At 41.7% G+C, this 14585-nt stretch carries 8 protein-coding genes and 1 tRNA gene; 4 read left to right on the top strand and 5 right to left on the bottom strand.

Annotated features, from left to right (window positions below; genetic code table 11):
* The 3 genes from NXS00_RS19110 to NXS00_RS19120 all read right to left on the bottom strand — a co-directional run.
* On the bottom strand, positions 1 to 781 hold a 781-nt coding region (locus NXS00_RS19110; RefSeq protein WP_258100870.1), incomplete at its 3' end, for a CHASE3 domain-containing protein.
* Positions 782 to 786: 5 nt separating this feature from the next.
* On the bottom strand, positions 787 to 2157 hold the full coding sequence (locus NXS00_RS19115; RefSeq protein WP_258100871.1) for a sigma-54-dependent transcriptional regulator: 1371 nt from the start codon (positions 2155 to 2157) through the stop codon (positions 787 to 789).
* A gap of 16 nt (positions 2158 to 2173) precedes the next feature.
* Entirely contained in the window at positions 2174 to 2539 is a 366-nt protein-coding gene (locus NXS00_RS19120) for a response regulator (protein WP_258100872.1), read from the bottom strand.
* Positions 2540 to 2847: 308 nt separating this feature from the next.
* Between NXS00_RS19120 and NXS00_RS19125 the strand changes: the two genes are divergently transcribed.
* The 4 genes from NXS00_RS19125 to NXS00_RS19140 all read left to right on the top strand — a co-directional run bounded on the left by NXS00_RS19125 (position 2848) and on the right by NXS00_RS19140 (position 5052).
* Entirely contained in the window at positions 2848 to 3267 is a 420-nt protein-coding gene (locus NXS00_RS19125; protein WP_258100873.1) for a DUF2267 domain-containing protein, read from the top strand.
* Between the two features lie 4 nt (positions 3268 to 3271).
* Positions 3272 to 3691 (top strand): hypothetical protein, encoded by a 420-nt coding sequence (locus NXS00_RS19130; protein ID WP_258100874.1) that lies wholly within the window; start codon positions 3272 to 3274, stop codon positions 3689 to 3691.
* A 459-nt stretch (positions 3692 to 4150) separates the two neighbouring features.
* Positions 4151 to 4777 carry a porin family protein gene (locus tag NXS00_RS19135; RefSeq protein ID WP_258100875.1) on the top strand — a complete coding sequence of 209 codons (627 nt, stop codon included), beginning with the start codon at positions 4151 to 4153 and terminating at the stop codon, positions 4775 to 4777.
* A gap of 203 nt (positions 4778 to 4980) precedes the next feature.
* Positions 4981 to 5052, top strand: a tRNA-Arg gene (locus NXS00_RS19140).
* A 359-nt stretch (positions 5053 to 5411) separates the two neighbouring features.
* Here NXS00_RS19140 and NXS00_RS19145 read toward each other — a convergent pair.
* Both NXS00_RS19145 and NXS00_RS19150 read right to left on the bottom strand, forming a co-directional pair.
* Positions 5412 to 12689: a sugar-binding protein gene (locus NXS00_RS19145; RefSeq protein ID WP_258100876.1), complete on the bottom strand. Its 7278-nt coding sequence runs from the start codon at positions 12687 to 12689 to the stop codon at positions 5412 to 5414.
* A 287-nt stretch (positions 12690 to 12976) separates the two neighbouring features.
* Positions 12977 to 14575 (bottom strand): hypothetical protein, encoded by a 1599-nt coding sequence (locus NXS00_RS19150; RefSeq protein ID WP_258100877.1) that lies wholly within the window; start codon positions 14573 to 14575, stop codon positions 12977 to 12979.
* Positions 14576 to 14585 lie beyond the last annotated feature (10 nt).

The following is a 14585-nucleotide window of genomic DNA, read 5'->3' on the forward strand; positions in this document are numbered from 1 at the left end:
CAACAACCTCACCATCACTATTTCGAATGGAATTGAATGCCAAAATTCCATTTGGAGAACTATCTAACACACTCTTAATGAGGTTCTGATAAAACTTTCTTCGGTCTATTTCGGACTGCAGTTCTTCAATTTTGGAAGCTAGTTGTTTATTCACTTTGACATTGCTGTTCACTAACCGATTCGCTCTAATAAAAAGCAAACCGATAACGACCAAGGTAACTATAGTAAGAGCAAGCAAATTACGTGGTGTGGAAGTTTCTTCATCTTCTCTATGCTCTAACCTATTCAATAAAATAGATTGCTCCTCGCGAACTATTTTGCTAGACTTATCAAGAACAAGTTCTAGCGCATTGGCTTCTTGAAGTATTAGAGACGAGATCACTCCCTTCGCACTATCTCCACCTAAAAAGGTATTTTTCACTTGTTCGCCAATATCGAGATAATCCATTATCAGCAGGTGCAACTCTTTAACTCTGGTCCTTTGATCAGCATTATCCAACACCAAACTGTCCAACAAAGCAGATTTGATTTCTACATATTGTCTAATGGCAACTGGATCTGAAATAATGGTATCATTCAGAATAACCGCTTTTCTTATTTCATTGGAAAAGTTTACCGGGTAGTTGGTCATCTGCTCGGTCTCTATCCGAACCAGTTCGCTATGCTCTACCCAAAGGTTGTCTGTTTGATGGTCTTCAAAAGTGTTGTATACCCGCCAGGAAATCCCCAAAACGGTCAAAAGTGAAATCACAAATACCGCTTGATATGCTCTGTTACTCATTCTGGTTATATCGTAATATCAAATGCCTTCAACTTATTATAAAGCGTCTTTCTGTCAATGTTGAGAAGTTTCGCTGCTTTGGTCTTGTTATAGCCTGATTTCTTCAAGGCATTGATTATCACCTGTCGCTCCGCCAACCCTGAAGCAACCTTCAGATCTGGTGCTCCAATGGCAACAGGAACTGCCTCATCTTGCATTTCTTCCACTTCCATCGGATACATAATTTCCTCCGGAAGTTGCTTCACCGTAATGTACTCTCCAGGACATAATAGAACTGCCCGCTTGATCACGTTGCTCAGCTCTCTTAAGTTGCCATACCAACCATATCCCTTTAACACGTCCATAGCCTCGGTATCAAATCCTGCAACATCTTTATTTAACTGAGCATTGGCCATCGCCAAAAAATGAGATGCAAACAATGCTACATCATCTGGGCGATCTCTTAGTGGTGCCAGTTCTATTTTAAATTCGTTTATGCGATGGTAGATATCCTCACGGAAGCGATTTTCTCGTATCGCTAGTTTTAGGTTTTCATTTGTTGCTGCTAAAACGCGTACATCTATCGGAATGTCTGAATTGGATCCGATCCTTCTGATCTTACGCTCCTGAAGCACTCGAAGCAATTTGACTTGATTATCATAAGATAAATTTCCAATCTCATCCAAGAATAGCGTACCACCATTCGCCATTTCGAAACTACCTTGCTTGTCCTTCAGTGCACCAGTGAATGACCCTTTCACATGACCAAATAATTCAGAGCCTGCCAGTTCTTTTGGAATTGCTCCACAATCAATTGCCACAAATGGACCATCGGCTCTATTGCTTTGATGATGGATAGCATTGGCAACAAATTCTTTACCCGTACCCGTTTCACCTGTGATTATTACAGACATTTCAGTTGGTGCAATCAAAGCTATTTGCTGAGACACGCTCTTGGACTGCTCACTTACGCCTACTACGAATTTGCTGGTTGTTTTTTTAGGCTTAGAAGTCTTAATGGGTTCAGAAGGAGGAGTTGCTTTTTTCAGCGCCTCTTTGATCGTAACCAGAATTTCATCCGGGTAAAGCGGTTTGGTTACATAATCACAAGCACCGTGCTTCAGCGTTTCAACAGCTGTGCGAACATCTGAATATCCTGTAATAATGATTACGGAGACATTACGATCTAATATTTTGATCTTTTGTAATAACTCAACTCCCTCAACATTTGGAAGTTTGTAGTCACAGAGAATCAAGTCAAATCGATCCGTTCTTAAAGTCTGGAGAGCATCGTCTGCTGTATGAGTAAAACTCGCCTCGTACCCATTTTTGGTCAGAAACTTAGATAAGAGAAGGCATATATCCTTGTCATCATCTATGATAAAAATTTTCTGCATCTGAATGGAGCTTTAGTTACCCCTTTGTTTTAAGTAAAAAATCTTCAAATAATTCTAGCACGTCGGATTTTGAAAATGGCTTAGGCAGAAACTTATAAACCTGCTTCTCTATCATTTTCTTATGATCACTTACGGAAGTATACGCACTGCATACTATCACTACAATATCATCCTTGATGGCTTTCAATTTTGGGATGATATCCAATCCATTACCATCCGGGAGGTTTATATCCAGGAAAGTAACTTCAAAGTCTCCTGTTTTAAATAAATTCAATCCACTCTGAAGCGTATTTGCTGTCTCCACAGTATGACCAGATTTTTTCAACACTTGACTTAGCAAAAAACAAATTTCCGTTTCGTCATCAATTATCAATATTCTCATCGACGGGCTATTATCTATACTTTATTAATCAGTAGGTAGTGATACTAAATACTATTCTACTTCAATAAAGAAAATATCAAACCAATCTACTCCACGAGCCAGATTCCCCGAATGGGGCGTCAGCTATGTTGGGAATATTCCACAAGATGGGGAATAAATTCCACACACTGTGGAAGCGACTTCTTCTTAACACGCGTTTATTCTAATTGTTTTGATTGATTTCTCAGAAAAAACGAAGAAAATGATCTTTTCCATTTTTTGGCACGACTTTTTGATAGTTATCCGCATACTCAAAAACCACAATCACTATGAATTACAACAATGACGAAGTGCTTTTCAATCAGATCCAAATAAAACTTGGAGTTGTAGACAGCTTAGATAATAAAAGAATCATCGGCAGAGTGATTCATGTTTTAAGAGATCAACTTTCTGAAGAAGAATCAGAAGAGATCATACAAAAACTGCCTGTAGATCTTACCATGATTTACCTAACTGCCTGGAAGGTGACTCCACACAGATCAAGCACCTATCACCTGGATGAGTTTGTCACTCGACTTTTGGAAACAGATAGCATCATGCCTAAGAAGGTTTTCAGAACAGAGATAGAAGCTCTAAGAGCATCAATCATTGTTCTAACAGAACTAGACAAGAGATACAACCTGTTGGATTATCTACCAGGTAGCATCAAAAATGAATTGAATAACGCAATGTTAAACGAAGCAGCATAATATCATGATACTTGAATCCACAACACAGACCGCCTCTTTTCAAAGAATTGATCTTAGCTCAGATAACATTCTTGGTAAACTAAAACAATCAACGAATAGCTATCAAAACATTCTGATGCTTTGTAAATATCCTCCTCTGCACAAATTGATTTCAGAGACAATCGAGGAACGAAAAAGGCTAATGAACCTGCTAGACTTTGAATTACCGGAAACACATCGCCAGTTCAATACTCCTAATGAAACGCTGACATGGGCTAGAACGGATGAAAATGAGTCATTAAAGCAAGTGGATCAAGGCTTAATCAACAGCATGAATTACCTGGTTCAATACTATCCTTTCACTACTTCTACTTCAAGAAAGATTCAGTCATTCGTATCAAACCTTGAAAATCATATAGAGCAAGTAGAAGCTATTCTTGAATAGCTAAAGGAGTTTTTAGAACCTAGTCCCTTTTTTCACTCTACTATTATCACCATGACTTTTTTTATAGTGTTGTCATTTAAGATGTTGCAGCTTCATGTAAGGCAAAGCATCCGACATTTATGGCAACGATTACTTGGCAAATAAACATTACCCAAAATGATAAGACCTTTTGACTTCATATTAAACACTCATAGCAAAAGGTCTAAACTCACCCCAAACTGTGGAATTATATCTACACTGTCGATTTAAATCCACACTAATTACCCAGCCGAAAGGCTAACAATCCACCAAAAACCAATGATATAGCTAAATAGAAGGAATTTTCACCTTTTGGCATGTCTATTGAATAATTACAAATAACTCAAAGCTATACTTCTTCTGACAAAATAGTCGATCGGTGATCACTGACAGGAGAATTTGGCCAGCTTAAATTTTTAAAAATTAAAAGATTAATTCAACATGAAAACTCTATACAAAACAACCTTATTGCTTGCCTTTGGTCTTATTGCAGGTCTGAATATTTCAAACGCACAGGAAGCCCGCTCAGGTCTTAAAGGTGGTATTAATTTAAGTAACCTTTATCTAGATGAAGCAGATGATGAAAACCTAAGATTTGGATTTCATGTAGGTGCCTATACTCAATTATTAGGCCCTTCCAACATGGTAGGATTCCAACCAGAGATCGCGTTTTCAACGAAAGGGGCACGTGGAATGTATGATTTCGCTGGATATGAAGGAGAAGTAAAATTCAATCTTAATTATGTGGACGTCCCTTTACTAGCTGTAATTAAACTGGGTGAAGTAGCTGAAATTCATGGTGGTCTGTACACTGGTTATTTGATCAACGCTAATGTAACCACTGAAGGTGACCTGGGAAGTGGAGAAGATGAACTAGACAGAGACAACTTCAACACCTGGGATTACGGTTTAGCGGCAGGTTTTGCTTTCAATCTAGAAGAAATCAGCATCGGTGCAAGATATAACTATGGCCTACAGGAACTAGCCAAAAGCGATGAAGCAAAGACTTTATTGGATGACTCGAAGAACTCAAACACTCAATTCTTCATTGCATTCAATTTGAATTAAAAAAGACAGTAATTTTCCTCTTCATACAAGAACCTATCACTTACAGAGTGGTAGGTTCTTTTTTTATGAGAATCAGCTTAAAGTGATTAAAATTTGAAATAATTGTCGTGAGTAGCTGATTTCACTATTTTTGCGACTTCTCATTAAAGAGATGGTCCCGTAGTTCAATGCCTGCCTGCCGGTAGGCAGGGATAGAATATTTTGGCCTCTTAGTTCAACGGATAGAATAGGCGTTTCCTAAACGCTTGATCCAGGTTCGATTCCTGGAGAGGCTACTTCCTAAACTTTAGATGCAGCCGCGTCGGCGGTCCGATTCGATTCTCTACCTTGTCGGCAGACAGGCTGCCGGGACTACAAATACCAAAGTTTCCTAAACTCCTGATCCAGTGTGAACGACAAGTTCGGGTAGCCGGTGCCATTCGATTCCCTTTCTTGACGGCAGGCAGGCTGGAGGGGCTACTTTCCTAAACTTTAGATACAGCCATCCGAGGTTTCGGCGGTGCGCCGCTGCGACTCGATTCCCTGCCTTGTCGGCAGATAGGCTGTAGAGGCACTTATACAATTATGAATTCTTCATAAAAAAGCCCTCCATTGCTGAAGGGCTTTCCAAAAAATAAATGAAGAATCAATCAATCTACTTCACCAAAACTCTCTTCAATACCTCACCTTCACCTACCAAACGAAGGAAGTAAACCCCAGGGATTACCTGCGTCACATTGATGGTTTCTTTAGAGGATTTGATTTCTCCTGACTGTACAACAATCCCCGTAAGAGAAATCAATTCGTAACTATTTAGGACATGCTCTCTAGAATTCACATAGATCTTATCATCCATTACTGGAACCGGATACACATCTACATCTTCTGAACTCAAAGTACTAAATAGCTCACTTGCTACCCTTGCTCCTCCTACTGACTCTAGTGCCCACTGAGCACTTTGCCACGATCCGTCAATGGTACCATGCTGAGCATTTCCGTTCAGGTTCTCCACATGGATGTAATTAGTACTTTGCCATACATTGCGAACTCTACTGTATGTGCCATCTACATTTTCAAGGGTCCATCTTGAGCTGTACCATCCATATGTTCTGGACGTACACTGCACATTTCCTGTTAGGTTTTCAATATGCATGTATTCTCCAGTGCCAACGTTGCGGATTTCTACATTTCCGCCACCTACATCTTCAAGTTCCCACAGATAGTTATCACCCGATCCTGTAGCGCTGTACGTAACTGTAGCACCACCATCTCCAAGATACGTATTCTGCCATCTGTTTCGGATTCGATATCCAGAAGCACTTGTACCATTATTCACCGTTACGCTTATATCATCTGTAGCAGTTAGTGATCCATCACTTACAGTCAATCTGAAGACATACGTATTGCCATCACTCAAGCCAGTTACAGAAGTACTTGCATTTGATGAATTGCTAATAGTAGCAGAAGGTCCACTTATCTGGCTCCAGCTGTAGCTAATCGGATCGCTATCAGGATCACTTCCAGAACCACTTAAACTCACTGAGGTGGTGCCTGAATTGAGTGTCTGATCTGAACCAGCGTTAGCTGTTGGTGCCTGATTGGATGTACCACCTGCACTTGAGATGATGATTTTATCCAGATTGTGATTCGGATTATCAAAAGCGACACGCATTACTTGCACACCAGCACTTAGTGGAACATTATCCACACTTACTGTGGTCCAATTTTGCCATCCTCCAGTATTCACACTTGTGACAGTACCTGTCTTATCTACTCCATTAAATTCTACATGGAAGGTTCCTCCACTGAGAGTAGAAGCCACTCTAAAGTCAAAGTCATAATTACCTGCAGCAGTAACATTAACAGTATACTCAGTCCACTCGCCTGCTGACGTCCAGCCAATATTAAGACCTCCATCGCTACAGTTTTCAGTGTCAACTCCTTCGTTTGTTCTGCCTTGTCCCCCTTGATTGGCCGCATCGGCATCATTGTATGCTACCCCTGCACCACCAGTATCAAAGTTTTCAGCCTCTACCGTTCCTGGCAAGCTCACTGGTGATCCCAGATAAGGATCCTGCTGAACCACAACTACCGTGATTTCACAATTATCAGTAAGACCGTTGGCATTGGTCGTCACCGTAATAGTAGCCGTACCAGCTGCATTTGCTGTCAATAAACCACTAGAGTTAACAGAAAGAACTGATGCGTTGCTCGTCGAGAAAGTCACATTCTTATTTGTCGCATTGGCAGGAAGTACCGTCCACGACAACTGATGTGAATTGCCTGCATCCAATGATCCAGGACAGGTCAACGAAACACTTGTCGGCAAAACTTCTTGCGTTGAAACGGTAACAGTTGTTGTCGCTGTAATACCATTGACTGTAGAAGCGGTAATGGTCGCTGTACCATCTGCTACCGCAGTAACCACGCCATTAGAAACTGTTGCCACACTCGTATTACTACTTGTCCACGTTACCGATTTATTGGTAGCGTTTCCTGGAGATACCGTTGCCGTGATGGTACTAGTACTACCAGAATTCAGACTCAAAGAAGTCGGACTCACAGTGATTCCAGTTGGATCAACAGAATTACAATAGGTCAAATTGATATTACCTGGAGTATCTAACTGAACATCTGGTTGAGATGCAGCATTGGAAACGGACAAATCACAAATGGTCACATTCGCCTGAATCTGATTATCCATCAAAATAGCATACCCAGCATAATCATCATAAGTACCAGTAGTAAAATTGTTCGCATTGCCATCCAAACCTGTTCCATTGATCGTTATGTTATTCAACTGTAAGTTTTGAATGGTATATGAAGGGTTCACTGCATAAATGAAAATAGCATCCTTCTGTGAATCGATGATATCGATATTGTCAAAAGTGACATTATTGATATTGTATAATTTGGTAAAGATGTCAATCGCACCGTATCGATTCGACCACAAGTTGGCATTGGTACCTGATCCAATTACCGTGATGTTGCTAAACTCAATCAGGTCATTGGTAAACTGATAGCCAGGGAAATCCGAATTGATACGAAGGCCAGCTTCTGTGTTGTCTTTTACAATGATGTGATGAGCTTTGTGTCCACCGCCACCAAAGAATCCAACACCGGCTGCTCTCAAGGTATTTTCTGTAGTACAGTATCTAAATTCATTGAACATACTTGCAGTAGGACCATCAGAAGGAGACCATGAAGCTATCGCATCGTCCAGGTTATTTCGCATGTCAGAATGCTCTACAATCGAGTAGGATGTTCCACTTGACAAGTTGATACCATCCGCATAATTGTTTCTGAATCGGCATTCGCTAACTGTCAAATTAGATGTAGCCACTCCATTGACCTGCCAAATCCATGCACCAGTTTCATGGTGAACCACCCACATTCTTTCGATTGTGGAATTACTACCGAATGATCCGGTAATTCCTTTGTAATCCGAAGTTCTATTGGTATTCTCAGTAGTCAGGTATAAGTCTGATACATGGACATTGCCTCCATCAGCGCTGATACCTCCAGCACTTGGAGTCCCTTGCAGGAAATGTAATTCTGAATACCACATTCCAGCACCCTGAATCGTAATATCATGACCAATACTCAACTTGAAACTCAAGTCCCAAACACCTTCTGGAATGTACAACGTCTTTCCACTTGTTCGCGCATTATTCACTGCATTGACAAATGGCTGAGTGTCTGAAGATCCATCATTTTTCACCGCACCAAAATCCTCCACAGAAATCATAGTCGCTGCATTGAAGGCTACCGGAGCAGGAATTGGTTCCAACTCCATGAAATCAACGATGTAATACGCAATACTTCCTGAAGCAGCATTTCTCTCCAATCTGAAAGTGGTTCCCTGAGGGTACGACTGATCCAGCTTGATTCGCTTCTCATCATATCTCATGCGAATTGTACGATTGGTACCCGGTTCGTTGCGAGGCAGATTAGGATCGCCACTATTTACATTATCAAAATAGTTATACGCCCACTTAGAAGTCAGATCAATGTTGCTATGGAAATTGCCATTGATGTACAAAGCCAGACTTCCGTTCAATCCACCACCATTTGGCGCATCTGGCATGCTGTAACGAATCACCATACCCTGTCCACCTGCTGAGGTCGTCCACTCTACGTATTGTCCAGTGCTGTTTAGTTTCACAGCAGTTCTATCGGTAGCTTCAAACTGAAGATCCGCTTGAGTCATACTGAATGGAAGCACCTCTGCGCCACCACCTGCAGATGCTCCTGAAGCCTCATATCGGGTATAAGGTGCATCATAATAACCTCGATCTGTAGGATATGTTGGTTGTGTACTTACCGTCACCGTTGATACGGCTGCATTTGTATTGCCGTCGTTATCAGTAACGGTTAATTCAAACTGATAAGAACCTTCGATCAATCCACTTAGGCTTAAAGTAGCCGTATTTTGTCCTGAAAGAGTCGCTGTATTTGGACCGCTCAGTTGTACCCAGGCATATCCAGTGATTGTCCCATCTGCATCTGAACTAGCGGATCCATTAACAGAAGTACTGTTATCTGGAAGTGTAATGCTACTGTTAGTTACAACTGCCACAGGTGGATCCTGAGGAGCCTCCGTGACAGTAATCACTAAAGACTCGGAATCTGTTCCGGCAGTATTGGATGCAGATATGCTCACATTATAAGTTCCAGCAGCACTCAAAGTGCCACTCAACTGGCCAGTACTGGTATTAACAGAAATTCCGGAAGGCAAATTGGTCGCTCCAAACGATGTTGGGAAATTAGCTGCAACAATGCTGTAGTTAATTGCTTGACCTTCTTCTCGAGTAATCTCCAATTGACTGGTGATACTCGGAGTTGTAGGCGTGATTGGCTCACAAGTAGTCAAGTAAACCGAACCAAACAGACTTGGATTGCTCCAACCCATTTCTGTAGTGGCAAAACTTGATACCTGAGAATCTCTACTTCCTCCTCCATCATCATCATCTACAGCTACATCAAACCCGATGGTATAGCCGATGGAAGGAGATACGCCAATCGTTGACCATGGAATGGCAGCCTTGCAAACATATCCTCCAGAAACCGCAAACATGTTGAAGGTAATGCCTGTCGAATTTTGAACTGAATTTCCACCTAAATGCACGGTTGCATCATTCCAACGGAAGCCAAATTGGAAATCATTGATCCCGTCGTAAGAAGTTCCTTTTGAGTTGTTTCCATCAATGAAAATGTTCACCACGTCATCATTCCACCATTCAGAGCCAGAGTCATTGTTCAGTGAATTATCCGATACTTCAACCAACACATACAGTGCTTGATTGTCATACATAGCACGCCACTGTCCTGAATAATCACCTGGCAATCCACCGACAGTCACATTAGAGATGCTACGAGATGGAACTTCACTCCATGCAGATTCAATAGTAGCCGTATTTCCTGGTGCATTGGCCGTCAACCCGATTACAGGAGCGGTACACGGAGGATTTTCATTGTCCTTGATGGTTACAGTGGCAGTACCAGCACCAATATTGTAGTTTCCATTATCGACAATAGTCAATGTAATCGTTTCGTCTCCTTCAAAATCCGAATCGTCTGTTGCCGTGACAAAAATAGACTGAGACAAACTGGACTGAGTCAATGTTACAGATCCCGATAAAGCAGGAGTTGCTGAATAATCTCCAGCAGAGGCAGAACCACTTACCGTATAACTGACCGTAAGATCTCCTGCCAATTCAGTGGTACTAATCACAAACTCTCCATTTGCGCCACCTTCAAAAGCTTCACTCACCACTGCTTCAATATTGACTGCAGAAGTCACATTGATCGTTACCTGATCAGTTGCTGAAGGATTGTCATCAGATGTTACGGTGATGATTGTCTGACCTACACCCGTTGCTTCAAACTGACCTGTTACCTGATTGATCGATCCAACAGATGAATTGCTGTCTGTATAAGTCACTGCTTTATTCGAAGCATTTTGAGGTGCAAATGTCGGTGCAAGATTTACTGTCTGACCAACCACCAAAGAAAGCGGGCCGTCTGGCATGTTCACAGACTGCACACCAACTGGCTCTGTGAAATAAGTGTTAACCACCAAATTTCCAGTAGTAATGATGCTATCCTCTGTTTCCCAACTGATCCATTGTGGATTGTACAAATCTATTTGTCCACTGGCGCTGGCCGCAATTCCAGTACCACCATCAGTATAAACCACTGTATTGTGATCGTATGGATCTAGTCCTGTCCCATCAACTTTCAACGAATGAAACTCAATATTTTGATAAGGCCCACCTTCAAGCGTGATCGCATGTCTCTGTGAATTAATCAGATCAATATCTTCCCAATACACATTCCAAAGTCCAGCTGCACCAGAAAGGTAAATAGCACCAATTTCCTCATTGAACAAGTCATAAGTTGTACCATGATTGATGATGGTGATATTACTCATCACTGACTGGTTGTTTTGAAGAAACTTAAATCCTGGGAACGTATCAGTAAATCGAATACCCGCACATCCTCGTCCATCACGAATCAAAACGTGGTTCACACCATGTCCATCGGCACCATGGAAAGCCACACCACCTGCGCGCCAAACATTCTCCACCGTACTAAATTGCAAGGTGTTGTGAGTACCTGGTGTTCCGTGACCAAAGGCATCAGATGACCAAACCGCAAACCCATCATCTCCACTGTTTCTGATATTGGTATGCTCTACTGTACAATGGTTACTTCCTTCCGCAAAGTTGACCCCATCAGCATAGTTGTTTCTGATTCGGCAATTAGAGATGAGCATATTATTGGTAATATCTGGTTGTGAAGCTCCTTCTACTGCCCAATCGTAATCCGCAAACCACATGCCTGTCTCAAAGTGTTCTACCCAGACATTTTTCACCTGAGAGTAACTACCCCATGTACCAAAAACACCTTTGTATCCTTTGTACGGCTCATTCCAACCAGGAATTCGCTCATTATCCGGGCAAAAGCGATCGTTATTATTGGTGGTAATATGCACATCTGAGAACTCAAGTTGATCTGCTCTCGCCTTAACTCCTCCAGAAAATGCCAGATCAGAAGAGAAGAAAAGCTCGGTATGCCACATTCCCGCACCTTGCACTTTGATGTTGCTGGCGTTTAGTCTAAACTGACCGTTCAGATAATACTTTCCCGGTGGGATGTACATGTTTTTACCTTGTGCATTGGCATCAGCCAAACAAGCATGGAAAGCTGCCAAGTCATCAACCTGATCATTTCCATTGGCATTGTAAGGCGCATCTGTTACCGACAGGTAATTAGCAGGAGGTCCTTTTACGGCTTCAATTGGTTCTATTTCTATAAAGTCAATTCCATATTCAAAAGAACTTCCGCCAGTCTTTTCCAATCGAATGGTACTTCCTGGAGAAAGAGGGGTATTCAGTTTGAAGTTGATATCATCAAAATACATCCTGACTTCACTGAAACCTTGATTAGGAATATTTCCTCCCTGGGCTCCCTGGAATTTATTCAAGTAATGAAATGCCCAATAAGAGTTTAGTGTGATCGTTTGATCCAAAGCTCCATTTACATAGACATTCAATGCTGCTTGATTTCCAGTACCCGATGCATTATCAGGAATAGTGAATCTTAAGGTTACTCCATTGGCTGATTCTCCAACTGTCCATTCTGCATAATCTCCATCAGAAACTAAAGCCAAATAATGCTGAGTAGAAGCTTCAGCCGCTGCTACATCAGGTAAGAATTCATAATCTGTGCGGGCTTGAGCCTGAGACTGGGACGTATTGTCCGACTCATATCTGGTGTAAGGCATTTGATAGGCTCCTCTTGGGAGACCATCGCCTTGTGCATACAATGCCGCACTCAGTGCGAACAATAGTAGATACGTGAGTAGTTTTCCAATTGTCGTTGACTCTTGATGGAGCCAACCAATTGGTCGTTTTTCATCATTTTTCATAGGGTTTTACATTTAATAGGTTGGTTTTAAGAGTAGACAGGTGTCAAACTCTTGTGATTCATTTTGAAATGGTTCTGTTTCATAGGCATTATTGATTTATTTTAAATAGCGGTTTTGTAAAAACATACCTCACCTGTTGGCATCAATACCTTTAATGAATCATTAAGAAAAGCGGGGAAAAATGCGATCCGTCTTGAGCGACGGATCGCGGAGTGATGATGGAGCCTTACATCAGGCTCTATTACTTCTTCATACTATTACATCATCCTAATATCTATTTCAAACTACTACTGTGCAGGCTCAATGTTCAGCGTTCTTCCCTGATCCAGTGAGTTAATAGTGAAGGTTATCACATAATCTCCACCAGTTGCCACGAAGTAGTTGTCTTGTCCATCTTCTTTGATGATTTGCTCATCATCGAAAGCTGCTCCGGTATGGTTTGCACCACCGAAGGTTACCCATTCTCCATCAGGGCTTTCTCTGAAAACAAATGATCTTCCTTCAATCAATTCCAATTCCCAGGTCCATGAGTAGATGTCTCCATCTTTTTCAGGAGTCTTTGCAAAGTGAATGGCATCCCACGCACCTTCTGTTGTTCCTTCTACAAAATATGCGTTGCCAAATATTCCATACTCTTTAGCAGACAAATCATCACCACCTGCTGAAGGTTCAATGGTCAAAGTACGGCCATCATCCTCGGAGTTGATTGTGAACGTCACATCATAAGTACCTGCAGTTTGCACCCAGTAGTTGTCCTGACCATCTTCTTGAATGATCAATTCATCATCAAAAGCAGACCCTACTTTTCCAGCACCTCCATAGGTAATCCAAATGGTTCCATAAGGATCTCTTAACACGAATGCTCTGTCTGCAATCAATTCAACAGTCCATTTCCAGTTGTAAAGATTACCATCTCTTTCAGGCGTTTTCACCATATGAACAGTTTCCCACTGACCAGTCGGTTCTGCGCCATCTATTTTGTAAGCATTGCCAAACCATCCGATCTCCACAGCAGAATAATCATTCTCCAATGTTCCAGTTTTTTCTTTGGTCTCATCCCACTCACCTGTGCTTGCATTGAATGCCAATGTGTACGTAAATAACCCTGTTTCAATGTTTGGCAGGTTTACATCCATATAAACCAAATCATTTTCACCAGCATCCCAGGCTGCTTGGTAGTCAGCCACACCCAGATAATCTATCGTAGCGATTACGCCATCATTGTACAATTCATAACCTTGATTGAAGCGAATTTTGTAACCAGCTGCTCCAAACAAACCTAAGTCTGTTGCTTCGAAAGTAGTTCCTTCAGCAGTTGCAGATTTCATTGGAATCGCAGTGCTTTCTGTCCATTGACCAGGAGTAGCATCTCCGATCACATTGATTTCAACTTTCATCATTCGGAATGATTCCGTAGAGATGTCCACAAACAGCTTATAGAGCCCTTCATCAGCTATAGTGATTGGATCTCCATCAGCAACGAGTGTTCCATGGATGATATCTGCATCAATGTCCGTAAAGTCAAGTTCTAAACCATTAGTAACAGAGGCAGCTCCTTCTACGCCGTAGGTAGTAGCTTCTTCACCCTCTACATAACTGATTTGAAGGGTACTGTTAGCTCCGATATACATGAGCTTTCCGAAGTAACCATCTACGTTTTCTGCTCCACCACTTTTAGCTGGATTAAGAGTCGCTAAACTCATTTTTGCATTGGGCTCCAGTGCTGTGGTCGCAATGGTATTACTTCCAAAAACATAAGCACCATCCACTTTTGGCACCAGCACTTCTGGCTCATTTGGTTCATCCTCTCCACAGGACATGAAGATGGATGTCGTCAGCACTAAGGCAGCTAACAAAATCCTGTTTAGGTAATTAGATTTCATCATATTAGGATTT

Origin of the sequence: Marinoscillum pacificum (assembly GCF_024714495.1) — a bacterium.
In the GTDB taxonomy this organism is placed as follows: domain Bacteria; phylum Bacteroidota; class Bacteroidia; order Cytophagales; family Cyclobacteriaceae; genus Marinoscillum; species Marinoscillum pacificum.

Bases quoted from the DNA above. Each gene is read 5' to 3' on its own strand.
- NXS00_RS19115 (WP_258100871.1), bottom strand. From the start codon at position 2,157: ATGCAGAAAATTTTTATCATAGATGATGACAAGGATATATGCCTTCTC.
- NXS00_RS19120 (WP_258100872.1), bottom strand. From the start codon at position 2,539: ATGAGAATATTGATAATTGATGACGAAACGGAAATTTGTTTTTTGCTA.
- NXS00_RS19125 (WP_258100873.1), top strand. From the start codon at position 2,848: ATGAATTACAACAATGACGAAGTGCTTTTCAATCAGATCCAAATAAAA.
- NXS00_RS19130 (WP_258100874.1), top strand. From the start codon at position 3,272: ATGATACTTGAATCCACAACACAGACCGCCTCTTTTCAAAGAATTGAT.
- NXS00_RS19135 (WP_258100875.1), top strand. From the start codon at position 4,151: ATGAAAACTCTATACAAAACAACCTTATTGCTTGCCTTTGGTCTTATT.
- NXS00_RS19145 (WP_258100876.1), bottom strand. From the start codon at position 12,689: ATGAAAAATGATGAAAAACGACCAATTGGTTGGCTCCATCAAGAGTCA.
- NXS00_RS19150 (WP_258100877.1), bottom strand. From the start codon at position 14,575: ATGATGAAATCTAATTACCTAAACAGGATTTTGTTAGCTGCCTTAGTG.